Source organism: Nonomuraea sp. LPB2021202275-12-8 (assembly GCF_037044575.1).
GTDB lineage: Bacteria > Actinomycetota > Actinomycetes > Streptosporangiales > Streptosporangiaceae > Nonomuraea.
The window spans coordinates 29,754-56,692 of record NZ_JBAHWD010000031.1 but is presented as its reverse complement, the minus strand read 5'-3'; the positions used below and the strand labels follow the sequence as shown (position 1 = coordinate 56,692).

The following is a 26,939-nucleotide window of genomic DNA, read 5'->3' as shown; positions in this document are numbered from 1 at the left end:
AAACGTTTGTTGCCCGGAGGACGCATGAGTGGTCCCCCCACCCTCGCGCTCGCGAACGTCAGCAAGTCGTTCGGAGCCGTCAGGGCGCTGCGCGACGTGTCGCTCGAACTGTTTCCCGGTGAGGCGCACGCGCTCGCAGGGGAGAACGGCGCGGGCAAGTCCACCCTCGTCAAGACGCTCGCCGGCGTCCACCGCCCGGACAGCGGCCAGGTGCTGCTCGGCGGCGAGCCGGTCACGTTCGCCGGCCCCGCCGACGCGCAGCAGGCCGGCGTTGCGGTCATCTACCAGGAGCCCACCCTCTTCCCCGACCTGTCCGTCGCCGAGAACATCTTCATGGGCCGCCAGCCCCGCACCACCCTGGGGCGCATCGACCGCAGGGCCGTGCGCGCGCAGGCCGGGGAGCTGTTCGACCGGCTCGGCGTCACCCTGGATCCCGAGCAGCCCGCCCGCGGGCTGTCCATCGCCGACCAGCAACTCGTCGAGATCGCCAAGGCCATCTCCCGGGACGCCCGCGTCCTGGTCATGGACGAGCCCACGGCCGCGCTGTCCGGCAACGAGGTGGCCCGGCTGTTCTCGGTCGTGGAGGCGCTGCGTGAGCACGGCTGCGCGATCCTGTTCATCTCGCACCGGCTGGACGAGATCTTCTCCCTGTGCCAGCGGGTCACGACGCTGCGCGACGGCGCCTGGATCGCCAGCGAGCCCGTCGCCGGCCTCACCCACGACGCGCTGATCCGCCGCATGGTGGGCCGCGACCTCGACGCCCTCTACCCCAAGCAGGACACCACCGCAGGCGACGTCGCCCTCCAGGTGGAGCGGCTGACCAGGGAGGGCTTCTTCACCGACGTCTCCTTCCAGGTGCGGCGCGGCGAGATCGTCGCCCTGGCCGGGCTGGTCGGCGCCGGGCGGAGCGAGGTGGCCAGGGCCGTGTTCGGCATCGACCGGTGGGACGCGGGCTCGGTCACCGTGGCCGGCCTGCCGCTGCCGGCAGGCAGCCCCACCGCCGCCATGAGCGCCGGACTGGCTCTGGTGCCCGAGGACCGGCGGCAGCAGGGGCTGGTCATGGAGTTGTCGATCGAGCGCAACATCGGCCTGACCGGGCTGCGCACGCTGCGCAGGGGAGTCACCATCTCCAGGACCGCCGAGCGGGACCGGGCCAGGGACTGGGCGCTGCGGCTCCAGCTCAGGTTCGCCCGGCTCACCGACGGGGTCGGCGTGCTGTCGGGCGGCAACCAGCAGAAGGTCGTGCTGGCCAAGTGGCTGGCGACCGAGCCGTCCGTGCTCATCGTGGACGAGCCCACGCGCGGCATCGACGTGGGCACCAAGGCGGAGGTGCACCGCCTGCTGTCCGAACTGGCCGGTCAGGGCATCGCGGTGCTCATGATCTCCTCCGACCTGCCGGAGGTGCTCGGCATGGCCGACCGGGTGCTGGTCATGCACGAGGGCCGGCTGACCGCCGAGATCCCGCGCGCCGAGGCGACCGAGGAGAGCGTCATGTCCGCCGCCACCGGGAGGGCCGCATGACCACCGCGACCGCCGAGCCGGCCGTGCGGGCCCGCAGCGCGCGCAACCTGGTCGACCTGGTGTTCAGGGCGCGCGAGCTGAGCCTGGTCATCGCCCTGGCCGCGCTCGTCGCCGTGACCGCCGGCGTCAACCCGAACTTCCTGTCCGGGCAGGGCATCGAGGACATCCTGCTCAACACCGCCATCCTGGCGCTGCTGGCCGTCGGCCAGTCGCTGGTGGTGATCACCCGCAACCTCGACCTCTCGGTCGGCTCCGTGGTGGGCCTGGTCGCGTTCGTCACCGGCGACGTGCTGGCGAGCGGCGGGGGGATCGTGCCGGGCGTCCTGCTCGGGGTGGCCATCGGCGCCGCCTGCGGCCTGCTGAACGGGCTGCTGGTCAGCTTCTGCCGGGTGCCCGCCCTGGTCGTGACGCTCGGCACGCTGTACGTGATCCAGGGCGTCGGCCACTATCTGGCCCACGGCCGCCAGATCAACGCCGTGGACCTGCCGCCCGGGCTGCTCTCCCTGGGCAACGGCGCCGTGCTCGGCATCCCGTACCTGCCGCTCATCACGCTCGTGATCATGCTGGCGATCGGCTACTACCTGCGCTCCTACCCCAGCGGCAGGGAGTTCTACGCGATCGGCTCCAGCCCCGAGGCGGCCCGTCTGGCGGGCGTGCCGGTCAGGCGCCGCATCCTGGTGGCCTACCTGGTCAGCGGCTGTCTCGCCGGCCTGGCGGGGGTGCTCTGGCTGGCCAGGTTCGGCACCGTCATCGCCGACTCCGCCAACGGCTGGGAGCTGCTCGTGATCAGCGCCGTGGTGGTCGGCGGGGTCGCCATCACCGGCGGCGTCGGCAGCGTGTACGGGGCCGCCCTCGGCGCGCTCCTGCTCACCACCATCGGCAGCGCGCTGGTCGTGCTCCGGGTCAACCCGTTCTGGCAGCAGGCCATCACCGGGGCGCTGCTCCTGCTGGCCATCAGCGTCGACCGGGTGCTGGCCCTGCGGGTCGCCCGGCTGCTCAGGAGGAGGAGCCGCCATGGCTAGAGTGCTGCGCTGGGACGTGCTGGTCGGCGTGCTGCTGGTCGCCGTGTTCGCCGGCGGCTCGCTCACCTCGCCCGGGTTCGCCACCGTCGGCAACCTGTCGTTCGCGCTCGGCGACCTCGGCGAGATCGCGCTCATCGCGCTGACCATGACCATGCTGGTGGTCGCCGCCGAGGTGGACCTGTCGGTCGCCTCCGTGCTGGGCCTGTCCAGCGCCCTGGTCGGCGCCCTGTGGGACGGCGGCCTGGCCATCGAGACCATCATCCCGCTGGTCGTGCTCGTCGGCGCGGTGTGCGGGCTGGTCAACGGCCTCCTGGTGACCCGGCTCGGGCTGCCCTCGCTGGCCGTGACGATCGGCACCCTCGCCCTCTACCGGGGGCTGGCGTACGTGGTGCTCGGCGACAAGGCCGTGGCCCAGTTCCCGCCGCAGTACGCCGCGCTGGCGGTGGGCGACGTGCCGGGGACGTTCATCCCGTACCCGGTCGCGCTGTTCGTGCTGCTCGCCGTGGTCGTCGCGGTCGTGCTGCACGCCACCGGCTTCGGCCGGGCGCTGTACGCGATCGGCGCGCAGGAGCAGGCCGCGTTCTTCGCCGGGATCCGGGTCAAGCGGATCAAGCTCGTGCTCTTCGTCCTGTCCGGCACGGTCGCCGCCTTCGCCGGTGTCGTCTTCACCCTCAGGTACGGCTCCGCCCGCGCCGACAACGGCCTCGGGATCGAGCTCGCGGTCATCGCCGCCGTGCTTCTCGGCGGCGTCGACTTCGACGGCGGCAAGGGCACGCTCGGCGGCGTCATCGCCGGCGTGCTGCTCATCGGCCTGCTGCGCAACCTGCTCATGCTCAACGACGTCTCGACCGAGATCCAGTCGATCGTCACCGGGCTCCTGCTCATCATCTCGGTGCTCACCCCCCGACTCGTCACCCTCCTCAAACCGGCGCTCAGCCGAGCCCGAACCGGCACAGGCCGGCCGGCACTGAAAGGATCCCCATGAGACCGATGCGCCTCGCCGCCCTGACCGCGCTCCTCGCCCTCGGCGTCGCAGCCTGCGGCGGCACCACCAAGTCGACCGTCACCTCGGCGCCCCCGCAGGCCCCCGCCTCCTCCGCGGCGGCCAAAGCCGACCCGAACGCGCCCATCAAGCAGGGCCTGAAGCTGGCGTTCCTGCCCAAGCAGATCAACAACCCGTACGAGACCATCGTCGACAAGGCGGGCATCGAGGCGGCGGCGGAGTTCCAGGGCGAGGCCAAGGAGGTCGGCCCGTCCGACGCGTCGGCGTCGTCGCAGATCTCCTACATCAACACGCTCACCCAGCAGGGCCACGACGCGATCCTCATCGCCGCCAACGACGCCAACGCGGTCTGCGGCCCCCTGCAGCAGGCCCGCGCCAAGGGCATCAAGATCGTCTCGTACGACTCCGACGCCGCTCCTGAGTGCCGCGACATCTTCATCAACCAGGCCAGCTCCGAAGAGGTCGGCCGCAGCCAGGTCAAGCTGCTCGCCGACATGATCGGCAGCAAGGGCGAGATCGCGATCCTGTCGGCCACGGCCAACGCGACCAACCAGAACACCTGGATCGAGTTCATGAAGGACGAGCTCGCCAAGCCCGAATACAAGGACATGAAGCTGGTCAAGGTCGCCTACGGCGACGACGACGACCAGAAGTCCTTCACCGAGACGCAGGGCCTGCTGCAGGCGTATCCGGACCTCAAGGGCATCATCTCGCCCACCACGGTCGGCGTCTCGGCGGCGGCCCGCTACATCTCCGGTTCCAAGTACAAGGGCAAGGTCGTCCTGACCGGCCTGGGCACGCCGAACCAGATGCGGCAGTTCGTCAAGGACAAGACCGTGGAGAAGTTCGCCCTGTGGAACCCGAAGGACCTCGGCTATCTGGCCTCCTACGCCGCGGCCGCGCTGGTGTCGGGCCAGATCACCGGCGCCTCGGGCGAGACGTTCAAGGCGGGCAAGCTGGGCGAGCGCACCGTCGGCGAGAACGGTGAGATCATCCTCGGTCCGCCGTTCACCTTCGACGCCTCCAACATCGACCAGTTCGACTTCTGACCGAAGCGACACATCCGCACGCGCGCTCCCCAGGGGGCGCGCGTGCGCTGGGAAGGAGACTCTTGTGGAGCGGGTGTGCTTTCTGCTGAAAGTCCGGCCCGAGCGGTTGGACGAGTACCGCGAGCGCCACCGCCATGTATGGCCCGACATGCGGGACGCGCTGCGCGCGGCCGGGTGGCGCAACTACTCGCTCTTCCTGCGTGACGACGGGCTGCTCGTCGGCTATCTGGAGGCAGAGGACTTCGAGGCGGCGCAGCGGGCGATGGCCGACACCGAGGTCAACACCCGCTGGCAGCGCGAGATGGCGCCGTTCTTCGAGGTGGGCCGGCCCGACGAGGGGCTGGTCAGGCTGGCCGAAGTTTTTCATCTGGATTGATTCGGGGAATCTTATGATCAAGGAATTGCTGCGGAAGCAGCGGATAGAGACGCCCTCGTGGGCCTACGGGAACTCAGGGACCCGGTTCAAGGTGTTCGCGCAGCCGGGCGTGCCACGGGACCCGTACGAGAAGCTGGCCGACGCCGCCCAGGTGCACCTGCACACGGGGGTGGCGCCGACGGTGGCGCTGCACATCCCGTGGGACAAGGTGGACTCCTACAGTGACCTGGCCAGGCACGCCGCCGAGCTGGGGGTGGAGATCGGGGCGATCAACTCCAACGTCTTCCAGGACGACGACTACATGCTCGGCAGCGTCACCCATCCCGATCCCGCGGTGCGGGCCAAGGCGCTGGGCCACCTGCTCGAGTGCGTGGACATCATGGACCAGACCGGGTCCGACACCCTCAAGCTGTGGTTCTCCGACGGGACGAACTATCCGGGGCAGGACGACATCCGGGCCCGGCAGGACCGGCTCGCCGAGGCCCTGTCCGCCGTGTACGAGCGGCTGGGGGAGGGGCAGCGGTTCCTGCTGGAGTACAAGCTGTTCGAGCCCGCCTTCTACACGACCGACGTGCCCGACTGGGGGACCGCCTACGCGCACTGCATGAAGCTCGGGCCGAAGGCGCAGGTCGTCGTGGACACCGGGCATCACGCGCCGGGCACCAACATCGAGTTCATCGTGGCGTTCCTGCTGCGCGAGGAGAAGCTCGGCGGGTTCGACTTCAACTCGCGCTTCTACGCGGACGACGACCTCATGGTGGGCGCGGCCGACCCGTTCCAGCTCTTCCGGATCATGTTCGAGGTGATCGGGGGAGGCGGGTTCACCGAGCGGACGGCGTTCATGCTCGACCAGTGCCACAACATCGAGCCGAAGATCGCCGGCCAGATCCGCTCGGTGATGAACGTGCAGGAGGCCACCGCCAAGGCGCTGCTCGTGGACCGGTCCGCGCTGGCCGAGGCGCAGCGGGCCGGTGACGTGCTCGGTGCGAACGCCGTGCTGATGGACGCCTACAACACCGACGTACGCCCGCTGCTGGCCGAGCTGCGGGAGGAGATGGGGCTGGCGCCCGACCCGATGGCCGCCTACGCCAAGTCCGGATATTTCGCGAAAATCGCCGCCGATCGGGTGGGCGGCGCCCAGGCAGGGTGGGGAGCCTGATGAACGCCGTCGAGGAACTGCTCGCAAGGGCGCACGCGCTCGGATCCGATCCGCGCAACACCAACTTCGCCGGCGGCAACGCCTCGGCGAAGGCCGCCGCGAACGACCCGGTGACCGGCCGGGACGTCGAGCTGATGTGGGTCAAGGGATCCGGCGGCGACCTCGGCACGCTGACCGCCGCGGGGCTGGCCGTACTGCGCCTGGACCGCGTCCGGGCCCTGGCCGGCGTCTATCCGGGGGTGGAGCGCGAGGACGAGATGGTCGCCGCGTTCGACTACTGCCTGCACGGCAAGGGTGGCGCGGCCCCGTCGATCGACACCGCCATGCACGCCCTGGTCGACGCCGCGCACGTGGACCACCTGCACCCCGACTCCGGCATCGCGATCGCCACCGCCGCCGACGGCCCCGCGCTGACCGAGCGGATCTTCGGCGACCGGGTCGTGTGGGTGCCTTGGCGGCGGCCGGGCTTCCAGCTCGGCTTGGACATCGCCGAGATCAAGGCCGCCCACCCGCAGGCCATCGGCTGCGTGCTCGGCGGCCACGGCATCACCGCCTGGGGCGAGACCAGCGAGGAGTGCGAGCGCAACTCGCTCGACATCATCCGCACCGCCGAGCGGTACATCGCCGAGCACGGCCGCCCCGACCCGTTCGGTCCCGTCTTGCACGAGCCGCCGGCGGAGGAGGCCCGCCGTCGCAGGGCCGCCGAGCTGTTCCCGGTGGTCCGCGGCCTGGCGAGCACCGACGCCCGCCAGGTCGGCCACTACACCGACACCCCTGAGGTGCTCGACTTCCTGTCCCGGGCCGAGCACCCCAGGCTCGCCGCGCTGGGCACGTCCTGCCCGGACCACTTCCTGCGCACCAAGGTCGCCCCGCTGGTGCTCGACCTGCCGCCGGACGCGCCGCTCGACGACGTGCTGGCCAGGCTGCGCGAGCTGCACGCCCGCTACCGCGAGGAGTACGCCGCCTACTACCGGCGCCACGCGACGCCGGAGTCGCCGCCGATGCGCGGCGCGGACCCGGCCATCGTGCTGGTGCCGGGGGTCGGCATGTTCAGCTTCGGCAAGGACAAGCAGACCGCCAGGGTCGCGGGCGAGTTCTACGTCAACGCGATCAACGTGATGCGCGGGGCCGAGGCCCTGTCCACCTACCGGCCCATCGACGAGTCGGAGAAGTTCCGGATCGAGTACTGGGAGCTGGAGGAGGCCAAGCTGCGCCGGCTGCCCAGGCCCAAGCCGCTGGCCGGGCGGGTCGCGCTGGTCACGGGCGGCGGCTCCGGCATCGGCGCCGCCACCGCCCGCCGGCTGGCCGCCGAGGGCGCGTGCGTGGTGGTCGCCGACCGCGACCTGGCCGCCGCCGAGAAGGTCGCCGCCGAACTCGGCGCGGCCGCCCACCGGCAGCAGGACGTCGCGATCGCCGCCGGCGCGGACGTGACCTCGGAGGAGCAGGTCCAGGCGGCGGTACGGCAGGCGGTGCTCGCCTTCGGCGGCGTCGACCTGGTGGTGAACAACGCGGGCCTGTCCCTGTCGCGCTCCCTGCTGGAGACGACGCTCGACGACTGGGACCTGCAGCACGACGTGATGGCGCGGGGCTCGTTCCTCGTCTCCCGGGAGACCGCCCGCGTCCTGATGGATCAGGGCATCGGCGGCGACATCGTGTACATCTCCTCCAAGAACGCCGTGTTCGCCGGGCCCAACAACGTCGCCTACGGCGCGGCCAAGGCCGACCAGGCGCACCAGGTCCGCCTGCTCGCGGCCGAGCTCGGCGGCCACGGCATCCGGGTGAACGGCATCAACCCCGACGGCGTGGTGCGCGGCTCCGGCATCTTCGCCTCCGGCTGGGGCGCCAACCGGGCGGCCGTGTACGGGGTCGAGGAGGACAAGCTCGGCGAGTTCTACGCCCAGCGCACGCTGCTCAAGCAGGAGGTGCTGCCGGAGCACGTGGCCGCCGCCGTGTTCGCGCTCACGGCCGGCGACCTGCCGGTCACCACCGGCCTGCATGTCCCCGTGGACGCCGGGGTCGCGGCGGCCTTCCTGCGCTAGCCGCGCCGGATGCCCGCCCGTACAAGCACACCCCACAGGAAGGGAGAGCGTCATGACTCTCGAACCGATCGTCACACCACGCACCAGGGTCGGGCTCGTCGCGGGCGGGCTCGGCGCCTACTGGCCGCAGTTCCCGGACCTGCTGCCGCAGCTCCAGCGCTCCTCCGCCCGCGTGTCGGAGCGGATGCGGGCGCTGGGCTGCGAGGTGGTGGACGCCGGGTTCGTCTCCGACGCCCAGGAGGGGGCGGCCGCGGCGGAGAAGCTGCGCGCGGCCGGCTGTGACCTGATCGTCGGTTTCCTCACCACCTATATGACCGCCACCATGCTGCTCCCGGTCGCCCAGCGCACCGGCGCGCCGGTGTTGCTGATCAACCTGCAGCCGACCGAGTCGATGGACCACGAGACCTTCGACACGGGGCAGTGGCTCGCCTACTGCGGCGCCTGCCCGTTGCCCGAGATGGCCAACACCTTCACCAGGGCCGGCATCCCGTTCAGGTCGGTGTCCGGCTATCTGGAGGACGAGCGGGCCTGGGCGCGGATCGGCCGCTGGGTGAAGGCGGCGGGCGTGCGCGCGGCCCTGCGCCGGGGCCGGCACGGGCTGATGGGCCACCTCTATCCCGGCATGCTGGACGTGGCCACCGACCTGACGCTGGTGCCGGTGAACCTCGGCGGGCACGTCGAGGTGCTGGAGTTCGACGACCTGCGGGTGCGCGTGGAGAAGGTCACCGACGCCGAGGTGAAGGAGCGGATGGAGCTGGCCCGCGAGGTCTTCGAGCTGGACGGCACCGTCGCCGCCGACGACTTCGAGTGGGCGGCCCGGGTGTCCGTGGGCCTCGACCGGCTGGTGGCCGACTTCGAGCTCGACAGCCTCGCCTACTACCACCGCGGGCTGGAGGGGGAGATCCACGAGCGGCTCGGCGCCGGCATGATCCTCGGCGCGTCGCTGCTCACCGCGCGCGGCGTGCCCGCAGCCGGAGAGTACGAGCTCCGTACGTCCCTCGCGATGCTGATCATGGACCGGCTGGGGGCGGGCGGCTCGTTCACCGAGTTGCAGGCGCTGGACTTCCTGCGCGGGCACGTGGAGATGGGCCACGACGGCCCCGCCCACCTGGCGATCAGCGCCCGCAAGCCGTTGCTGCGCGGCCTCGGCGTCTTCCACGGCAAGCGCGGCTGGGGCGTGTCGGTGGAGTTCGACGTGGCGCACGGGCCGGTGACGGCGTTCGGGCTGCTGCAGAAGCGCGACGGCACGTTCGGCTTCGCCGTGTCGGAGGGCGAGACCGTGGACGGGCCGCACCTGAAGATCGGCAACACCACCTCCCGGGTGGACTTCGGGCGCGACCCGGGCGAGTGGACCGACGCGTGGAGCGCCACCGGCATCTCCCACCACTGGGCGCTCGGCACCGGGCACCGCGCCGACGAGCTGCGCGCCCTGGCGGACCTGCTGGAGGTGGAGGTCGTGCGGGTTTGACGTCCTGTCGGTGCCGTCCGGCATGATTCCGGCCATGACCGCCTCGCTCGACGACCTGATCGCCCGCGACCGCGCCATGGACGACCTGCCGCTCACCGCGCACGACCAGCGGCAGGAGCTGCGCCGGCAGGCGGAGCCCGTGCGGCGCGCCGTCATCCGGGAGCTGGCGGACGCCGACGGCGACGCGTGCCGGCGGGCGGCTGCCGGCCTCGCGCGGCTGTCCGCCGACGACTACACTCGCGAGCTGGCCGTCGCCGTCCACCGGGCCGATGGCTGGACCGCCGCCGAGCTGGCGGAGCTGTTCACCGCCGTCGGGCGGCGCGGCCTCGGCCACACCGACGTCGAGTGGGTGTGCGAGCTGGCCGGCCGCATCCGGGAGCTCGGCGTGGACGAGCGCCGGGAGCTGTGGCGGCCGGTGGAGGCGCTCCTGCGCTCGATGCGGGAGGGCTATGTGGGCGGCGAGGACAGCAGGCGGATGCAGCGCGCACTCGCCCGGGCCAACCCGAGCCCGCTCGCCCTGCCCCTGGCCATCGACCCCTGGGGCAAGGCCGTCCGGGGCCACCTGGGAGAGGCGCCTGGCGCGCACCTCGTGGAGCTCGTGGATCACCTGAGCGAGGCGGGCGGCCCCAGGCCCACCAAGACCTGGCGCAGGCGCTGCACGGAGCTGCTCGCCGGCGCGGGCGCCGCCGAGCTGGTGGCGGCGGCCCTGGACGCCCTGCTCGGGCTGCCGCGCCACGATTCGCTGACCCACGTGGTCATGACGGAGGCCAACCTCGACGTGGCCAGAGGCGTCGCGTGGGCCGCCGCCCTGGCGGAAGGCGCGGGCATCCGCCTCGCCCTGACGGAGCCGGCGGGCGCCGGGACGGGCGTGGCGCCCGCCCTGGAGGAGCTCGTGCTGATCGCGGCCGGCCACCGGGGCCGCGTCACCGACGAGGCCAGGCTGGCCAGTGCCGCGATCAACGCCCTGGGCGAGTGCGAGGGCGCCGTCGAGACGCTGCGCCGCCTCCAGCATGCGATCAAGGGCCGGACGCAGCGCAAGCAGATCGACACCGTGCTCGCCACCGCCGCCGGCAGCCACGGCCTGACGGCCGCCCAGCTCGTCGAGCGTGCCGTCCCCGGCCACGGGCTCGCCGCCGGCGGCACCCGGGAGTGGCGGCGCGGCGAGTGGACGGTCACGCTGGCGATCGAGGACGCGAGAACCGTGCGGATCACCGCCAGGCACGCGGACGGCCGGACCAAGCGGGGCCTGCCGACCGGCCTTGACGGAGCCGACGAGATCAAGGCCGTCGCCAAGCAGGTGCGGCAGACGCTCTCGGCCGAGCGTGCCCGCCTGGAGGCGCTGTTCGCCGTCGAGCGATGCTGGCCCCACGACGAGTGGGCCCGCCACTACCGCGACCATCCCATCACCGGCGCCATCGCCGGAGCCCTGATCTGGCGGGCGGCGGACGGCACCGCCTTCCTGCCCCGGGCCGGCGGCCGGGTGCTCGACGGCGACGTCCGGCTCTGGCATCCGGCCGGCGCGTCCCCGGAGGAGGTGCGCGCCTGGCGTGAGACCGTCGCCGAACTGCGCCTGCGCCAGCCGTTCAAGCAGGCGTACCGGGAGGTCTACCTGCTCACGCCCGCGGAGGAGGAGAGCGCCGGCTACTCCAACCGGTTCGCCGCCCACCTGTGCGACCACTCCCGCCTCTACGCCCTCGCCAAGGAGCGCGGCTGGCGGAGCACCTGGCTCGGCGGCCACTTCGGCGGCCACGAGGCCGACGCCAGGAAGGAGCTCGCCGAAGGGGCCTGGCGGGTGCGCTTCCGCTACGAGCGGGCCCACGCGGACGCCACCCTGCTGGCCGCCACCGACCGGGTCCGCTTCGAGCGCAGGGCCGGGCGCCAGTGGCGGCCGGCGGCCCTGGCCGAGGTGCCGAAGCTGGTGTTCAGCGAGGCCATGCGCGACATCGACCTGTTCGTCGCGGTCACCTCGATCGGCACCGACCCCGACTGGTCCGACAGGGGCGACGGCAGGGAGCGGGCCTACTGGCGGGAGGTGTCGCAGGCGGAGCTGCCGCCGTCGGCGCAGGTGCGCCGCGACGCGCTCGAGCGCATCCTGCCCCGCACCACCCTCGCCGGCCGCTGCACGCTCACCGACCGCCACCTGGTGGTCCGCGGCGACCTGCGCACCTACAAGATCCACCTGGGCAGCGCGAACATCTTCATGGACCCCGGCGACGTCTACCTGTGCATCGTCGGCGGCAAGACACCCGGCAAGGTGTTCCTGCCGTTCGAGGAGGACGGCCGGCTGTCGCTGATCCTCAGCAAGGCGTTCCTGCTCGCCCAGGACACGAAGATCACCGACGAGAGCATCCTGCGCCAGATCAAACCTCCGAATCCCCTGTGAAGCCGCCGCTTGGGCCTTTGCGGCGGCTGCGGGCAGAGGGATCGTGGGCCGCATGAGACCAGCGATCCTCAAGACCGCGCTCTGCGCAGTGCTCGCCTGCTTGCTGACGGGTCCGCTGACCGGTCCCGCGCGGGCGGCCACGTTCCCCGACACCTTCGCGCTGCCCAACGGGTTCCAGCCGGAGGGGATCGAGATCGGGCCGGGCCCCGCGGCCTACTTCGGGTCCCGCGCGACCGGCTCCATCTACCGGGCCGACCTGCGCACCGGCAAGGGCAAGATCATCAGCACCGGTCCCGGCACGCCCTCGCTCGGCCTCAAGTCCGACCGGCGCGGCCGGCTCTTCGTGGCCGGCGGCAACGCCGGCAACGCCCGCGTGATCGACCTGCGCACCGGCGCGGTGATCAAGTCCTACACCCTGGCGACCGGCACCTCGTTCGTCAACGACGTCCTGCTCACCGCGGACGCCGCCTGGATCACCGACTCGGCCAACCCCGTGCTCTACAGGCTGCCGCTGGGCCGCCGCGGCTCACTGCCCGCCCAGGCCGACACGATCCCGCTCACCGGCGCCATCCAGTACGCCACCGGCACCAACGCCAACGGCATCGCGCCCACGCCGGACGGCAGGAACCTGCTCGTCGTGCAGTCCAACACCGGCAAGCTCTTCAAGGCCGACCCCCGCACCGGCGTCACCACCGAGGTGGACCTCGGCGGCGAGGTGCTCACCAACGGCGACGGCCTGCTGCTGTCCGGCCGCACGCTCTACGTGGTGCAGAACCGGCTCAACACGGTCGCGGTGCTCAGGCTGAGCGCCGACGGCTCCTCCGGCCGCGTCACCGACCGGCTCACCGACGAGCGCTTCGACGTCCCGACCACGGTGGCGGCCTTCGGCAACCGCCTCTACCTGCCCAACGCCCGCTTCACCACCCCGCCCACCCCCGACACGACGTACGACGTCGTCTCGATCAGGGCCAGGCGCTGATCCGCGGGTGGCTCCCCGCGAGCCACCCGCCGACCGCGAACCTTCAGCCGCAGTGTCCCCACGAGCTCAGCGACTGGAAGCGCTGACCTGCCCGGTCCGAGGCGATGCCGCCGTACTGCACGCACTTGCCGGCCGCGTTCACCCGCACGGGACCGGCGTAGGTGGTGAAGTTGCCGCGGTCGCGGTGGATGGTGCTGGATCCCGACACCTGGATGCGGGCCTCGGTGTAGGTGGCGGTGCCGAGGTCCGTCGCCTTCATGGTGACCACGCAGTTGTAGCCGTTGCCGCCGTTGTAGAGCAGGTAGACCGTCGCCCACAACTTGCCCGTGCTGATCGGCAGCGAGTCGATGACCCGGTACCCGGAGCCGCACACACTCTGCGGCGTGGCGGCGGCGGTGGGGGTGGCCCCGGCCGGAACGGCCTGGAGGAGGAGCGCGGCGGCGGCCGCCGTCACCAGAGCCCGAGCGGAGATGCGTCCTACGTCCACGGTTGACACCTTTCGATAGGGCGGCCGCATCACGGCCGTCGCCGTAGACGATCATGGGGGCGGCTGGGCTGGTCAACCCCCTCCCAGAGCGATGAATCGGACTATCGACGCAATCGGGGATGCGGACAGGCGGCGGAAACCGTACGGAAAGATCGCCTGTCGGATCGGGCCTTTCGCTGCGAGGATGAGGGTTCACATTTGCCGCTCTTCCTACGATCATGGTCAAGTCGGGCGTCAAGTAATTGGGCTTCTGGGTTGTCCTGATCGTTTATGTCCGCTGTAATCGTTGTCAGTTCGGAGAACGGGCACAGATGAGCGAAGAGTACGTCGCAGTGCTGGGCACGGTCGGCCTGATGAGGGACGGAGTTCTGCACAGCCCGCAGGCTCCGTTGCTCCGGGCCCTGCTGGGACTGGTGGCGGCGGCACAGGCGCCGCTGTCCCCCGAATACCTGATGGGCGTGCTGTGGCGGCACGACCCGCCGCACGCCCCGCGAAGCGCCCTGCACCTGGCGATGTCCAGGCTGCGCAACTACCTGCGCGCGAACGGGACGCAGGTCGGGATCGCCACGACGGACGCCGGCTACCGCCTCGACGCGGACCGCACCGACCTGGTGCTGTTCCGCGAGTGGACGGCCGGATCCGGAGCGTCGTTCGAATCGCTGTCAAAGGCGCTGGCCCTGTGGCGCGGGCGCCCGTTCGCCAACGTCCCGGGCAAGCGGTGCGACAGCCGCCTGGTGGACGCGCTCCTCAGCGAGCGCGACGCGGTGACCATCCGCGCCGCCCGCGCGGCGATGGACCAGGGGTCTCCCGCGGCCGCGGTCGCGCTGGCCGAGCCGCTGTGCCATGCCGAGTCGCTGGACGAGGCGGCGCACGCGATCCTGATCGAGGCGCTCGTGGCCGCCGGCAGGCAGGGCGCGGCGGCACTGGTGTACGACGGGATCCGGCGGCGGCTGGCGACGGAGCTGGGCATCGGGCCGGGGACGCTCCTGCGACAGGCGCACCTGGCCTGCCTGGACGAGCCGCCGCAGCACGACAGGCGGGGCGCCGGCGCCCTCCGCACGCGCCGCCCGGGCCCCGACCACCTGCTGGGCCGGCAGGAGGAGCTGGCGCGGATGGCCGAGCTGCTCGCCGAGCATCGCGTCGTCACGGTCATCGGGCCGCCCGGCGTGGGCAAGGCCAGTTTCGCCGCGAGGTTCGCGGCCGACGCCGCCGGGAGCGGCTTCGCCGGCGTCCGCCACCTGCGTCTGACCGCGGACGGGCCGGCGCCGGAGGCGGTCCCGGAACCGGAGAACGCCATGCTGGTGATCGACAGCGGCCCCTGCGCCTCCGGCCGGGTTCGCGGTGTCGTCGAGCAGCTGATCCGGGAGCGCCGCCCGCAGGCCGTCCTGGTGGCCGCGGCCCGCCCGCTCGGCATCTCGGGGGAGGTCATCTGGGCACTGCGGCCGCTCGATCCCGCCCCGGCGGAGCTGCTGTTCCGCCGGCGGGCCGGCGAGGCCGTGCCGGGGCTGGTCCTGTCGGCGCGGGAGCAGCCCTATGTGCGCGAGCTGTGCCGGCAGGCGGACGGGCTGCCCGCCGTCGTCGAGAGCCTCGCCTCCCTGCTGCGGACCTTCCCGCTGCGGGAGCTGGCCCGGCACGCGGCCGCGGATCTGGGCGCGCTCGTCGACGGCGCCAACCCGTCGGCCGTACGCTTCACCGCCGGCCTGGACCTGGTCTGGCGCGAGCTCATCACGCCCCAGCGGGCCATGCTGCTCAGGCTGACCGGCCTGCGCCGCGACTTCGCCCTGGAGGACATCGGCGCGGACTGGGTGGAGGAAACCGGCGGGCCCGGTACGCCGCGGCCGGTCGAATGGGGGACGGTGCTCAACTCGCTGGCGGCGTTGGTGGACCGCGGCCTGGTGCTGCCCTTCGAGGCCCGGGCGGGCCGCAGGTACCGGCTGCTCTGCCCGATCAGAGCGATGATCGCCCACCGGTACGCGGAGCCGGTGGCGCTGACGGCCGTGAGACCGCGAGACGGTACGCCGCGACCGGCTCTCACATGAAGTTGCGGGTGTGCAGGGCGGCCAGGTCGGCGGCCTCGTCAGGCGGGAAGCCGAGACGGATCAGGCGGTTCCTGCGCCCTTCGAACATCTCCGTCTGCAGCAGCTGGACCGCCGCGTGCCCCCGGGCGATCGCGGCGGGACTCCACTCGCCGGCCGCCAGCACCGTCAGGGCGTCCAGCACGTCCGCGTTGATGCCGGCGGTGTCGGCCAGCGCGTCGTGCCGCCGTTCGATCGCTCCTCTGAGCTTGCCCCGGAAGGCGGGATCGGCGCGGGCCTGCTCTTCCAGATGGGCGATGCCGAATGCCACGTGACGGGCCTCGTCCTGGTGGGCCAGGGCGACGATCCGCCGGGTGACCGGGTCGGGCGCGTGCCGGTCCAGGAAGGACAGCAGGTTGAGGAAGCTGCCCTCGCCGAGCACCGACAGCAGGAACGAGGCGAGGGAGAAGTCGGGCTCGGCCAGCAGCGACATCAGGGAGGCGCGCCCGCCGGCGGAGGAGGTCCCGAGCTCCTCGCCTCTCAGCGTCGCCCGGCGGGTGAACACCTCGACATGCCGGGCCTCGTCCGCCGCCTGCACGGCCAGCAGCTGCATCACCTCCCGGAAGTGCGGGTGCACCCGGGCCAGCAGCCGTGCCGGGATGACCAGGGCGGCCTGTTCGTTCTCCACCAGGTAGGTCATCACCTGGACGACCGCCGCCTCGATCTCGGCGGGCAGCTCGAACGGGGTGTCCCAGGCGACGGCCGCCACCGGATCCCACTGCCGGGCCACCGCCTGCAGGTACAGTTTCGGCGCCAGCTCGGACCACACGGTCTCCTTGCGGTCGAAGTCGAAGGGGACCGCCGGGCCGCCCGACTCGACCAGGGCGCCACGGGCCGCCAGTCCCCAGTGGGAGGGGGGGCGGGCGACCAGGCCGGCGGGTGAGGATCCACCGGCCCGTTCCGCGCCGGCCCACCGGTCGTGCCCGGCCCGGCCGCGGACGACCCACGCGCGCACCCGGCCATCACGTTCGTCCCCCGGGAGCAGGTCGTGGCCCTCCCGGCGGCACCACGCGGCCAGGTGCACGACGAGCGCCTCGTGCGTCCCGGCGACCGCGAGCCGGCCGCCGACGGGCAGCAGTGCCAGCTCCCGGCGCAGCAGGAGGTGCGCGCCCCGATCGAACCCCACGTCCCGCAGGTCGAGGGCCGGGCCTGTCACGGCCGGTAACCGTCGGCGGTGATCCGGCCGGCCCGGTCGTAGAAGCCGCTCGCGTCCACCGCGGCCTCCAGCGCGCCGTATCCGCTCGTACGGCCCTCTTCCCAGGAGGTGAGGCCCTCCAGATCGAGGAGGGGACGCACCTCCGGGTCGGCGTAGGACATGCCGGTGAGCAGCTCGCCGAACCGGCGGACGGGTTCCTCCGGCGCGGAGTCGGCGACGGTCATGTTGCAGTGGTCGTAGGCCGCCGTGCCGGCGAGGATCCGGGTGGCGCCGGGAGGCAGCGTGCCCTCGCGGCTGAAGAGCAGGTGGTTGGCGTCGACCATGCAGGCCGCGGCCACCTCGCCGGACAGCAGCGCCCGGGCGGCGTCACGCTCTCCGCCGATGTGGTCGCCGTGCAGGCCCACCCCCACCTCGAAGCGGCGTACCTCGAACCGCGCCCCCGCGTCGCGCAGGTGTTGCAGCGGCAGGAGTGTGGCCTGCGGCGAGTCGACGGCTCCGGCGCCCACGACCTGCCCCTTGAGGTCGTCCACGGAGGCGATGCCGGAGTCGGCGCGCACGACCACGACGGAGCGCAGATCGCGGTCGGTGTCGCGCATCACCAGGGGACGCACCGAGCGGCCGGCGGCGGCGGCCAGCCGCCGGGCGCGGACCCAGGCCAGCGGCGAGTTCCAGGCGGCGTGGATGCGTCCGGCGACGAGATCCTCGACCTGCCGCTCGTAGTTGGAGTAGAGCACGAAGTCGAACGGCAGGCCGTTGCGCACGAGCCAGGAGCGGAACCCCGTCCAGATCGGCACCACCTTCGCGTCGTAGGCCACCGCTCCCATGACGAGCGTCACGACGCGCCTCCGTCGAGCAGCGGCAGGCCGAAGGAGATCCTGCCCACGAAGTCGTGCAGCGCCTCCGTGGTGGGAGCCATGACCCGGGCGGCCAGGGCGTCGCGGAAGTGCCGCTCGATGCCGAGGTCCCGCCGCAGCGCCGATCCGCCGCAGAGCCGCATGACCTCGTCGCCGATCTCGACCGCCGCCTCCGCCGCGACGGCCTTCACCTGCAGGACTCGTAGCATGGCGTCCTCGCGCCCGGACTCGAGCGCGGTGAGGGTGTCGTTCAGGAACGCCCGGGTCTGGTCGGCCCTGGTGCGGATGCGGGCGTACGAGGACCTGGCCGGGAGCTGGTCCGCCAGCCGCTGCCCCAGGTGGGCCAGGTTGGTCGTGGCCAGGTGCTCGTGGGCCCTGGCCGCCAGCGCCTCGATGACGCCCAGGGAGCAGGCGGCGTTGAGCACCAGGAAGGTGGGCAGCACGGTGGCGAGCGCGATGTCCAGCCCGTCCCCGTCCGTGCCCAGCATGGCGCCGGCTGGGACGCGAACCCCCTCGGCCGCCATCGGGCTGGAGGCGTTGGCGCGCAGGCCGAGACCGTCGTAGGAGCCGCTGACCGTCAGCCCGGCCGCGTCGCGGGGCACCAGCCACAGCGTCATGGGGCCGTCGCCGGACAGGGGCCGGCTCGACCAGACGTACCCGTCGGCTTCGCCCGCCGCGGTGACGAAGCTCTTGCGCGCGTCGAGCCGGATCTCGCCCCCGTCGTCCTCGGCGGTGCTCAGCGGCGCCCAGAAGTGGCTGCGCGAACCGGCCTCGGAGAACGCCAGCATGGCCAGGAAGCGGCCCTCCGCGATGGCCCGGCGCACCTCGGCCGGGCCGTGCGCCTCGATCGCCGCGGTGGCCGAGTAGTGCATGAGGGTGATCATCGCGGTGGATCCGCAGGCCGCGGCGAGCTCGGTGACGACCTCGGCGGCGGCCCTGAGTCCCTGCCCACCGCCGCCCACCTCCACGCCGCTGGTCAGGCCGAGCAGCCCGGCCTTGGCCAGGGCCTCGACGGAGGCGCGCGGGAACTCCCCGGTCCGGTCGGCCTGGGCCGCGGAGGGAGCGACCACGTCCGCGATCACGCCGGAGACTGCGGTGTGCATATAGTCCCTTTCACTCATGTTCGGTGTGTTCCGCCACGAAGCGGCGGATCGGTTCGAGGATTCGGTACCGCCGCCCGTGCGGGTGGTCGACGGGCTGCACGAAGGACTGGTCGACGAGCCTGATGAGGCCGCGGACGACCGCGCTCGCGCTCAGGGGCTCGGAGGCGCAGCCGGACTCCGCGTCGGCCAGGCCGAACTCCTCGGGCAGCCGCGCGAAGCGGGCCAGCAGGAGCTGTTCACGCTCCGCCAGCGTGCGGTGCGCCCGCTGGATCCGCGCGGCCAGCGTGGTGCCGGTGGCGTCCCTGCCGTCGAGCAGCACCCGGGCGTCCCTGGTCAGGACACCGGCGAGGCTGTCAGGCGCGAGCGTCCTGAGCAGCGAGGCGGCGATCTCGATCGCGCTGGGCAGGCCGCCCGTCCTGGCGAGGATGAGATCGACCCAGTGCCGGGCGTCCGGACCGTGGAACGTGCTGGGCAGGAACGCGGCGGCCCGGCGGATGAGCAGCTCCTCCGCGGCAGCCGGTTCGAGCGGCCCGACCGCCACGGGGACCTCGCCCGGCATGCCGAGCACGCCGGCGGCGGTGGCGAGCACGACGAGGCCGGGAGCGGACCCGGTCAGGGCGTGGATCGCCCGCTTCACGTCGGCGACCTGCCCGTCGCACCTGGCGAGCAGGAGGATGTGCGGCCCGCCGGGGAGCTCGCCCAGGTGGCTGACGCTCTGCGCCTCCAGGTCCATGACCGTCACCGCGCACTCCAGCCGGAGCGCCGCCGCGTTCGCGGCCGCCAGCGCGAGCGCGGACTTGCCGGCACCCGGTGGCCCGGTGAGCGTGACGATCCGCTCACGGCAGAGCCCGCCGGCGAGCGACTCCAGGGCTTCCCGCCGTCCGGTCAGGAACACCGGAGCAGGGCCGCCGGGCGAGCCGGACCCGTTCGCCGGCCGGTTCAGCACCCGCTGGTGGGCCAGCCGGAGCTGGCTGCCCGGGCTCATCCCGAGCTCGGCGGACAGCCGCCGCCTGACGCGGTCGTAGACGGCCAGGGCCGCGGCCGTCCGGCCCAGTCCGGACAGCGACTCGATCAGCAGCGCGTGCGCCTCCTCGTCGAGCGGGTCCGCCTGGCACGCCGACCTGAGCAGCGACTCGGCCGACGTGAGCCGCCCCGCGCCGAGCGCGGACCTGGCGTACCGGCGGATCACCGCCTGGCGTTCGGCCAGCAACGCCTCGACCAGCTCGGTGTCGACCCGGTGCCCGGGGACGTCGGCGAACGGGCGCCCCCGCCAGAGTGCCAGCGCCCGGTGCAGGCCCGCCTCGTCGCCGCCGGGAGTCGCCGTGAGCGTGCGGAACTCGGCCAGATCCGTCGTGCCGCCGTTCAGGTCGAGCCGGTAGCCGTCCGAGCCGGTGACGAGGGCGACCTCGCCGGGCTGCTCCTCCAGCCATCGGCGCAGCCGGTGGACCGCCAGATGGAGGGTCGCCTTCGGATGGGCCGGGCAGTCCTGCTCCCAGATCGTGCTCGTGAGGAGAGCCGCGGGCACCGGCTCCGGCGCGTGCGCGGCCAGCGTGCCGAGCAGCGCCCGGAGGACCGGGGGCCGGGGACTGACCAGCCCGCCGGAGGAGAGCAGACCCACGGGGCCCAGCACGCCGACGGAGCCCGAGGCCATCAGAACGCACCCCCCGGCCACGAAACCGCGGCGACGGGAACGGCGGGCGTGACGATCATGCCGAGCCGGCACACGCTCCTGCCGGCGGCGTCGCCTGGCCGCACCGCGGACCGGACCGTGAGCGCCGTCACCCTCTCCAGGCCGGACCGCGGCGCTCGGCTCCCGTCCGGCCCGGCGATGACGCAGCCGGGAGGCAGACGCCGCCGGTAGCAGTGGGCGTTCCTCGTTCCCCGCCGGACCGGCGAGGTCAGCAACCCTGCTGAGGTGCGGCTTCAAACCGAGCCCGACGTCGCGTGGCCGGCGACCGTCCCGGCCAGGACGAGCGCAGTCATGGATCCGCCCGGGAAGACGAGGGCGCTCGCCCAGCCGCGCGCGACGCCTGCTGTGGATCTCATGGGGGCATCATCGACGCCCGCGCTTTCCTGCTTCTTTCCTCGCCCTTTCCTCCGGCCCCACGGTGGCGGCCACCGCGCGGGAGCACGGAGAACTCGAACAGGCGCCGCCCGCTCGCCGCCGCGGCGGCCTCGAACTCGTGCGGGGGGTTCTCCTCGTCCTGGCGGGCGCTGCCCGTGATTCACATGCCGGGCTTTCCATTCGATTTCATCGGCCTTCCCAGACCGGCGGCCCCGGCGGCCACGCCCTTCCCGGGTCTTGCTCGGGGTTTGACCCTGATTTACGATCAGCGCAAAGTTACGGCTTACACCGATTTGTAAGCGCTGAGTGCGCCGACCACACCCTCCCGCCCCGGACATTTCTCCTCGCTTTCCCATGCCGGAAAAGGTGCTCAATTGGGTCTGAATGAATGGCTTCTGACCTGCGCGAACGCGGCGGCAGCCGCCCTGTTGCTCAATTCCGGACTGGCCAAGGCGGTCGCGCCCGACGTGCTGCGCCGAGCGCTCACCGAAGTGGTTCCGTCATTCGCCGGGGCGAACGCGCCGGTCATGGTGCGCGTGCTGGCGGCGGTCGAGATCGCCGCGGCGGCGGCGCTCCTCCTCGCCCCCACGCGGATGGCGGCCGCGCTCCTGGCCACGCTGCTCGGTGCCGGCTTCGCCGCCTTCGGCCTGCTCGGCAAACTGCGCGGCAGCAGCACACCGTGCGGCTGCTTCGGCGCGTCCGACAGGCAACCGCTCGGCTGGACGAACGTCGCCCTGGGCGTCCTGCTCGCCACCGTCCTCCCGCTCAACGCGGCGAACGGGCCGGCGACCCCTACCGACTACACAGCCGGCGCGCTGATGCTGGCCGCCACGGGCACCCTGCTGCTCTGCGGCTACACGCACCGCCGGGTCGTGCGCCGTCATCTCGTGGTACGGCTTCGCCGTCCGAAGCCCACCCACTGAATCCGGAAAGGAAGCGGATCCATGCTGGTCGTATTCGGCTTCGCGCTGCTCGTGATGGCGGCGGCGATCGTGGTGCTGTTCGCGATGTTCGGCGAGCTCGCCTCACGAGTGCCCGATCCCGCGTCCGCGCACCGGCGCGACACACGGGTCGAACCGCTGGAGGACGCGCAGATCGGCCGGGCCGTCGACGTATGGCCCACCGGGATGCCCGACTCCGGCGACGCGACCCTGCTGGTGCTCAGCACGTCGTGCGAATCCTGCCGCGACGTCGCCACGCAACTGAGCTCCGACCCCGGTCACTCCGACTGGGAGGGAGTCGGCCTGGTCATCTCCACCGCGGGCCGGCAGACCGGAGAGAGCTTCATCGCCGACTTCGATCTGCAGGGCTTCCCGCACTTCGTCGACGAGGGCGGTGACTGGTCCCGAGAGGAGCTCGGCGTCCAGCAGAGCCCGACGGCAGTGGTCGTGCGCTCGGGGCTGCTGGCCTCCGCGTACGTCTTCAACGATGTCTCGTCGCTGCGGAGCAACCTGCAGCAGCAGAAGGAGGTCGTATGAGATTCACCCGCGACAGGACCACCGAAGGCGGTCCCAGAGAACCGGTGCGGCGGCGGCGCTTCCTGGGCGGAATCGGCGCCACCGGGCTCACCACCGCCGCCGTGATCTTCGGCCGGCCGGAGGCGGCGCAGGCGGCGGTCGCGTGGAGGTGCTGCCACCTGTGCAAGTCACCGTCCATCTCGCTCAACTCGTGCAAGAGCTACAGCGGCCACTACCTGTGGTACTGCACCGCCGAGGCACGCATCCAGTGCCAGTGCTGCGAGACCAAGAGCGGCGGCTGCCCGTCGGGCGTGAAGTCCGCCGGCGGCTGCTTCTACGTCTGACGGAGGATGGCGAGCCGTGACCCGCTGGATCATCATCGGCGCTGTGGGCGCCATCTTGCAGGTGCTCAGCCCTTGAGGCCGTTCGATGGCCGGGGTGGCCGGTCCCATGCTGCGCCGCGACAGGGCGCATGGGATTCGCTTCCTGGCCGGTCTCGCCGTGGGCGGGACCGCGGCTGGAGCGGTACTCGCCGTGCTCGCCTACATCGCGGGCAGCGCCGTACAGGCGATCCTCCCCATGTCCGTCCGCCTGTGGTCGCTGGCGGCGGTGAGCGCCGGGTTCGGGCTGGCCGACCTGGCCAACAGAACCCCGCACGTGTGGCGGCAGGTGCCCCAGCGGTTCGTGCACCGGCTCTCGCCGGGGATGCTCGGCCTTACCTGGGGCTTCGACCTCGGCCTCCTCGTCACCACGCAGAAGGTGGCCTCGCTGATCTGGGTGTCGGTCACGGCGGTCGTCCTGCTGGAGCCGACGGCGGCGGCGGGCGTCCTGGTGGGAGTCGCTCTGATCGCGTCCGTCGTGGTCACGGCGTGGAGCATGAGCGAACGCACGTCAGACCTGCTGGTCAGCAGGAAGGAGCACCAGTGGGTGACGATCATCAGGCGGGTGTCCGGGGTGGCCTTGCTGATTCTGGCTCTCCTGACGGCGATCCAGGCGTGGGGAGGGTAGATCCACTACTAGAGATGCGGCCCGATCTGGGCCAGGTGATCGTCACCCGCTTCGAATGCGGCAGCCGGATGAAGCTGGTGGCGATGCTCCTGCTGCACGGGCGCGTGAAGCGCCACGCGCGGCGCCTGGCCGGCGGCCTGATCGGAGTCAAGACGCTGGTGGACTGGCGCGACGCCACCCTGCTCAGCATCACGCTGTGGAAGGACCTCGACAGCGTCTACTCCATGGGGGAGGTCCGCCAGCATGTGGCGGCGGTGCGGGTCCCCGGCTCCCTGGGAGTCAGGACCAGCTCCGGAGTCTTCTGCTTCGCCGGCGACTGGCGGCGGGTGATGTTCCGCAGCCCCTCGGAACCACGCTCGCCGCTTCACCCCCTACCTTCGCGATCCGATCGAAAGGAAGGCTGAGATGCCCTCAGGAACCGAACGCGGCCATGCCGTACTGAGCAGGAGAGAGGACGGGACGACGACGGTGGCGATCTGCACCGCCATCACCAACGGGCAGCCGGACAACATCTACGCCAGGTTCTTCGGCATGGAAACCGTCAACGTGGATCCGGCTCTCCAGCTCACCAGCGGCGAGTCGTTCCAGTACACCAACGAGATCGTCGAGGTGTACGCCGACGAGAGCGGCGTCGTGCACGTGAGCGCCATCAAGCCCCAGTACGGGCTGACGCTCGCCAACTGAACCCGGTCCTCGGGGGCGCGGCCGTCCGGTCGTGCCCCTCGCCGGTCATGAGGAGCGGAAGGCCCGCAGGTCGTTGCTGACGCGCCGGGTGACGCCCCGGCTGTCGAGGCATTCCAGGACGGGCAGCACGACGCGGCGGCTGGTCGCCAGGGCCAGGCGCGCGTCGCTGACGGTGAAGGGCGACGGCAGCCGCGCCAGCGTGCCCGCCGCCCTGTCGAGCGCGTCCGGCAGGAGCACCACGTTCTTGCCGATCGACACCAGCGCTCCGGAGCGGACCGCGGCCGCCAGCGCCTTGCCGGTCAGGCCGAGCTCGGCCAGCCGCTCCGCCGTCGGGGCGTCGAAGGGACGTTCGGCGAGTTCCGCGGCCAGCTCGGCGACCGCCGCCGCGATCGCGGCGGGCAGGCCGGCGCCGGCGGGCACGATCCGCCCGGCCCGGACGGCCAGCGGCGGCCCGGTCAGCGCTTCGGCGAGCCCCCGGTCGGGCAGGCCGAGCAGCTGGGCGGCGGCCTCCAGGGTGATCCCCGGATCGAGCGGCGGCCGCCGGCTGACGAGATCGGCGAGGCGATGCCGCAGCGCCGACCAGTGCTCCGGGTCGGCGAACCAGTCGCCCACCACCGGCTCGCCCGCCGGCGGGCAGCCCATCGCGGTCAGCTCCGAGCCCGTCAGCAGACCGTGCCAGCGCAGCAGGGCGGCCGCGTCGGGCACGTCCACCCCGGCGAGCTCGGCGGCCCTGGCCGCCGCGGCGCCCCGGCGCCGCAGCGGAGCGGGGCGGACGTCCAGCACCCGCACGCCGGCGACGATCTCGTGCCTGCCCGGTTCGCGCAGCAGCCCCCGATCGCCCACCCTGAGCGGGAGAGGGCGGCTGAGGGTGAGCCGTGCCGTGTCGGCGCCCAGGGCGCGGACCCGGACGGGAACCGCCGCCGAGCCGGCGTGCAGGGTGGCGTCGTTCCTGCGGCCCACGTCCGGCGCCAGCCGCACGTCGACGACCTGCGCCGGCAGCCAGGCGTCAGGTGTGACCAGCGCCATCCCGCGGGCCAGGTCCGCCCTGCCGACCCCCCGCAGGTTGACGGCCACGCGCGCGGTCGCCCCGGCCGCCTCCACCTCCTCGGTCAGGCTCTGCAGCCCGCGGACCCTGACCCGCCGGCCGCCGACGTCCAGCTCGTCGCCGGTGCGGAGGGTGCCCTGGGCGAGCGTCCCGGTGACGACGGTCCCGGCTCCCGTGACCGTGAACACGCGGTCGATCCACAGCCGGACCGGTCCCTCCCGGTCCGGTCCGGGCAGGGCGGCCGCCAGCCGGGCCAGCGCGGCTTCCAGCTCGGGCAGGCCCTGCCCGGTCAGCCCGCTGACGGTCACGACCGGCGCTCCCGCCAGCCCCGTGCCGTCGAAGTGCTCCCGGGCCTGCTCGGCGGCCGGCCCCGGATCGGCCAGGTCGGAGCGGGTGACGACGATCAGCCCGTGCCGTACGCCCAGAGCGTCGAGCGCGGCCAGGTGCTCTGCCGACTGGGCCTGCCAGCCGCCGTCGGCGGCGACGACGAACATCACCGCCGGGCACGGCCCCACGCCGGCCAGCATGTTGGAGACGAACCGCTCGTGCCCGGGCACGTCGACGAAGGCGATCCGCTCACCGCCGGGCAGGGTGGTCCAGGCGAAGCCGAGGTCGATCGTCATGCCCCGGCGGCGTTCCTCGGCCCAGCGGTCGGGCTCCATCCCGGTGAGCGCCCGGACCAGGGTCGACTTGCCGTGGTCGACGTGGCCGGCGGTGGCGATCACCCGCACAGGCGCTCCACGGCCGTCGCGATGACCTCGTCCTGATCGGGCTCCACCGCGCGCAGGTCGAGGATCAGCCGCCCGCCGGAGACCCGGCCGATCACGGGCGGATCGCCGGCGCGCAGCCGCGCGGCCAGCCGTTCGTCGACCGCGATTCCCGCGCTGGGCAGCTCCACCCCGGGCGCGCCGCCACCGCCGACCCGCGCCTGCGTCGCGACCGCCTCGGCCCGGTCACCGAGGCGCCGGGCCAGGCGCCGCGCGCGCTCGGTGAGCTCGCCGACGCCGGCGTGCAGCGATCGGTGCACCGGCGGCCGCGGGCCGCGCAGGGTCGCCTCCAGCGCGGCGAGGGTGAGCTTGTCCACCCGCAGCGCCCGGGCGAGAGGGTGGCGGCGCAGCCGTTCCACCAGGTCCGCGTCGCCGAGCAGGAGACCCGCCTGCGGGCCGCCCAGCAGCTTGTCGCCGCTGGCGGTGACCAGCGCGGCCCCGCCACGCAGCGCGCTCGCCGCGTCCGGCTCGCGGGGCAGCAGCGGCTCCGGCCGCAGCAGCCCCGAGCCGATGTCGGCGACCACCGGCGGCCCGACCGTGGCCAGTTCCTCGACCGGGACCTCCGAGGTGAACCCCTCGATCCGGAAGTTGGACGGGTGCACCTTGAGGATGAAGCCGGTCTCGGGGCCGCAGGCGTCCGCGTAGTCGCGCAGGCAGGTCCGGTTCGTGGCGCCGACCTCGCGCAGCCTGGCGCCGGTCGTCTCCAGGAGCTCCGGCAGCCGGAACCCGTCGCCGATCTCCACCAGCTCGCCGCGGCTGATGACGATCTCCCTGCCCCGCGCCAGGGCCGTGGCGGCGAGCACGAGCGCCGCCGCGTTGTTGTTCACGACGTGCACCGCCCCCGCCTCCGGTACGGCCTGCGCCAGCGCGGCGAGCGCCGTACGGCCACGCCGGGCGCGCCCGCCCCCGGCGAGGTCGAACTCGACGTCGGCATAGCCGGCGGCGGTGCTGATCGCCACGACGGCGGCGCCGGAGAGCGGAGCCCGGCCCAGGTTGGTGTGCACGATCACGCCGGTCGCGTTGACGACGGACCTGAGGCCGCAGGCGGTGGCCGGCAGCAGGGTCAGCGCCGCCTCCACCGCCTCGTCGGAACGGATCGCACCCTCGCGGACCCGCTGCTGGGCGCCCGCGACCGCGGTCTTGACGAGGTCGCGCCCGAGCACCGCCTGGGCGGCGGCCAGCCGGTGGTCGGCCAGCATGACGTCGGTCCGCGGCACAGAGCTGCGTCGATCCACTCGC

The 26,939-nt window shown here is 72.9% G+C and carries 25 protein-coding genes; 17 read left to right on the top strand and 8 right to left on the bottom strand.

Annotated elements, in window-relative coordinates; genetic code table 11:
- Window positions 1-24 precede the first annotated feature (24 nt).
- The 10 genes from V5E28_RS37620 to V5E28_RS37575 all read left to right on the top strand — a co-directional run bounded on the left by V5E28_RS37620 (window position 25) and on the right by V5E28_RS37575 (window position 12,999).
- Window positions 25-1,521 carry a sugar ABC transporter ATP-binding protein gene (locus V5E28_RS37620; RefSeq protein ID WP_336214218.1) on the top strand — a complete coding sequence of 499 codons (1,497 nt, stop codon included), beginning with the start codon at window positions 25-27 and terminating at the stop codon, window positions 1,519-1,521.
- Entirely contained in the window at window positions 1,518-2,543 is a 1,026-nt protein-coding gene (locus tag V5E28_RS37615) for an ABC transporter permease (RefSeq protein ID WP_336214216.1), read from the top strand. Before V5E28_RS37620 ends, V5E28_RS37615 begins: the two co-directional genes overlap by 4 nt.
- Window positions 2,536-3,528, top strand: a complete 993-nt coding sequence (locus V5E28_RS37610; RefSeq protein WP_336214214.1) for an ABC transporter permease — start codon at window positions 2,536-2,538, stop codon at window positions 3,526-3,528. The genes V5E28_RS37615 and V5E28_RS37610 overlap by 8 nt, the downstream gene beginning before the upstream one ends.
- Window positions 3,525-4,595, top strand: coding sequence for a rhamnose ABC transporter substrate-binding protein (gene rhaS / locus V5E28_RS37605; protein ID WP_336214212.1), 1,071 nt, complete (start codon window positions 3,525-3,527; stop codon window positions 4,593-4,595). The genes V5E28_RS37610 and rhaS overlap by 4 nt, the downstream gene beginning before the upstream one ends.
- 64 nt (window positions 4,596-4,659) lie before the next feature.
- Entirely contained in the window at window positions 4,660-4,971 is a 312-nt protein-coding gene (locus tag V5E28_RS37600; protein WP_336214210.1) for an L-rhamnose mutarotase, read from the top strand.
- A 13-nt stretch (window positions 4,972-4,984) separates the two neighbouring features.
- Entirely contained in the window at window positions 4,985-6,130 is a 1,146-nt protein-coding gene (gene rhaI, locus V5E28_RS37595) for an L-rhamnose isomerase (protein WP_336214208.1), read from the top strand.
- Window positions 6,130-8,169, top strand: coding sequence for a bifunctional aldolase/short-chain dehydrogenase (locus tag V5E28_RS37590; RefSeq protein ID WP_336214207.1), 2,040 nt, complete (start codon window positions 6,130-6,132; stop codon window positions 8,167-8,169). The genes rhaI and V5E28_RS37590 overlap by 1 nt, the downstream gene beginning before the upstream one ends.
- A 52-nt stretch (window positions 8,170-8,221) precedes the next feature.
- Window positions 8,222-9,637 (top strand): L-fucose/L-arabinose isomerase family protein, encoded by a 1,416-nt coding sequence (locus V5E28_RS37585; protein WP_336214206.1) that lies wholly within the window; start codon window positions 8,222-8,224, stop codon window positions 9,635-9,637.
- 34 nt (window positions 9,638-9,671) lie between these two features.
- Window positions 9,672-12,020, top strand: a complete 2,349-nt coding sequence (locus tag V5E28_RS37580; RefSeq protein ID WP_336214204.1) for a DUF4132 domain-containing protein — start codon at window positions 9,672-9,674, stop codon at window positions 12,018-12,020.
- 52 nt (window positions 12,021-12,072) lie between these two features.
- Window positions 12,073-12,999 (top strand): superoxide dismutase, encoded by a 927-nt coding sequence (locus tag V5E28_RS37575; protein ID WP_336214202.1) that lies wholly within the window; start codon window positions 12,073-12,075, stop codon window positions 12,997-12,999.
- Window positions 13,000-13,042: 43 nt separating this feature from the next.
- On the opposite strand, the gene V5E28_RS37570 is transcribed toward V5E28_RS37575, so the two are convergent.
- Complete coding sequence (locus V5E28_RS37570; protein ID WP_336214200.1) at window positions 13,043-13,486, bottom strand: spore-associated protein A; 444 nt, start codon at window positions 13,484-13,486, stop codon at window positions 13,043-13,045.
- 311 nt (window positions 13,487-13,797) lie between these two features.
- On the opposite strand from V5E28_RS37570, the gene V5E28_RS37565 reads away from it, so the two are divergent.
- On the top strand, window positions 13,798-15,525 hold the full coding sequence (locus V5E28_RS37565; protein WP_336214198.1) for an AfsR/SARP family transcriptional regulator: 1,728 nt from the start codon (window positions 13,798-13,800) through the stop codon (window positions 15,523-15,525).
- Here V5E28_RS37565 and V5E28_RS37560 read toward each other — a convergent pair.
- From V5E28_RS37560 to V5E28_RS37540, 5 genes are all read right to left on the bottom strand, one after another.
- A complete protein-coding gene (locus V5E28_RS37560; protein ID WP_336214196.1) occupies window positions 15,518-16,717 on the bottom strand; it encodes a ferritin-like domain-containing protein in 1,200 nt (399 codons plus the stop codon). The two genes, V5E28_RS37565 and V5E28_RS37560, sit on opposite strands and share 8 nt — an antisense overlap.
- Entirely contained in the window at window positions 16,714-17,553 is an 840-nt protein-coding gene (locus V5E28_RS37555; protein WP_336214194.1) for a phosphate/phosphite/phosphonate ABC transporter substrate-binding protein, read from the bottom strand. The genes V5E28_RS37560 and V5E28_RS37555 overlap by 4 nt, the downstream gene beginning before the upstream one ends.
- Complete coding sequence (locus tag V5E28_RS37550) at window positions 17,550-18,674, bottom strand: acyl-CoA dehydrogenase family protein (RefSeq protein ID WP_336214193.1); 1,125 nt, start codon at window positions 18,672-18,674, stop codon at window positions 17,550-17,552. The genes V5E28_RS37555 and V5E28_RS37550 overlap by 4 nt, the downstream gene beginning before the upstream one ends.
- 10 nt (window positions 18,675-18,684) lie before the next feature.
- The gene (locus V5E28_RS37545) at window positions 18,685-20,325 is read right to left on the bottom strand and encodes an AfsR/SARP family transcriptional regulator (protein ID WP_336214191.1); all 1,641 of its coding nucleotides are present in this window, start codon (window positions 20,323-20,325) and stop codon (window positions 18,685-18,687) included.
- A 272-nt stretch (window positions 20,326-20,597) separates the two neighbouring features.
- Complete coding sequence (locus tag V5E28_RS37540; protein WP_336214190.1) at window positions 20,598-20,720, bottom strand: hypothetical protein; 123 nt, start codon at window positions 20,718-20,720, stop codon at window positions 20,598-20,600.
- 393 nt (window positions 20,721-21,113) lie between these two features.
- Between V5E28_RS37540 and V5E28_RS37535 the strand changes: the two genes are divergently transcribed.
- From V5E28_RS37535 to V5E28_RS37510, 6 genes are all read left to right on the top strand, one after another.
- Window positions 21,114-21,662, top strand: a complete 549-nt coding sequence (locus V5E28_RS37535) for a MauE/DoxX family redox-associated membrane protein (RefSeq protein ID WP_336214189.1) — start codon at window positions 21,114-21,116, stop codon at window positions 21,660-21,662.
- A 21-nt stretch (window positions 21,663-21,683) separates the two neighbouring features.
- Entirely contained in the window at window positions 21,684-22,217 is a 534-nt protein-coding gene (locus V5E28_RS37530) for a hypothetical protein (RefSeq protein ID WP_336214188.1), read from the top strand.
- Complete coding sequence (locus tag V5E28_RS37525) at window positions 22,214-22,540, top strand: hypothetical protein (protein ID WP_336214187.1); 327 nt, start codon at window positions 22,214-22,216, stop codon at window positions 22,538-22,540. The genes V5E28_RS37530 and V5E28_RS37525 overlap by 4 nt, the downstream gene beginning before the upstream one ends.
- 94 nt (window positions 22,541-22,634) lie before the next feature.
- Window positions 22,635-23,204: a hypothetical protein gene (locus V5E28_RS37520; RefSeq protein WP_336214185.1), complete on the top strand. Its 570-nt coding sequence runs from the start codon at window positions 22,635-22,637 to the stop codon at window positions 23,202-23,204.
- Between the two features lie 14 nt (window positions 23,205-23,218).
- Window positions 23,219-23,608, top strand: a complete 390-nt coding sequence (locus tag V5E28_RS37515) for a hypothetical protein (RefSeq protein ID WP_336214184.1) — start codon at window positions 23,219-23,221, stop codon at window positions 23,606-23,608.
- A 1-nt stretch (window position 23,609) separates the two neighbouring features.
- The gene (locus V5E28_RS37510) at window positions 23,610-23,888 is read left to right on the top strand and encodes a hypothetical protein (protein ID WP_336214182.1); all 279 of its coding nucleotides are present in this window, start codon (window positions 23,610-23,612) and stop codon (window positions 23,886-23,888) included.
- Window positions 23,889-23,933: 45 nt separating this feature from the next.
- Here the strand turns inward: V5E28_RS37510 and selB are convergent, their stop codons facing one another.
- Together selB and selA are read right to left on the bottom strand one after the other, a co-directional pair.
- Window positions 23,934-25,664 carry a selenocysteine-specific translation elongation factor gene (selB, locus tag V5E28_RS37505; RefSeq protein WP_336214181.1) on the bottom strand — a complete coding sequence of 577 codons (1,731 nt, stop codon included), beginning with the start codon at window positions 25,662-25,664 and terminating at the stop codon, window positions 23,934-23,936.
- Window positions 25,655-26,917, bottom strand: coding sequence for an L-seryl-tRNA(Sec) selenium transferase (gene selA, locus V5E28_RS37500; protein ID WP_336214180.1), 1,263 nt, complete (start codon window positions 26,915-26,917; stop codon window positions 25,655-25,657). Before selA ends, selB begins: the two co-directional genes overlap by 10 nt.
- Window positions 26,918-26,939 lie beyond the last annotated feature (22 nt).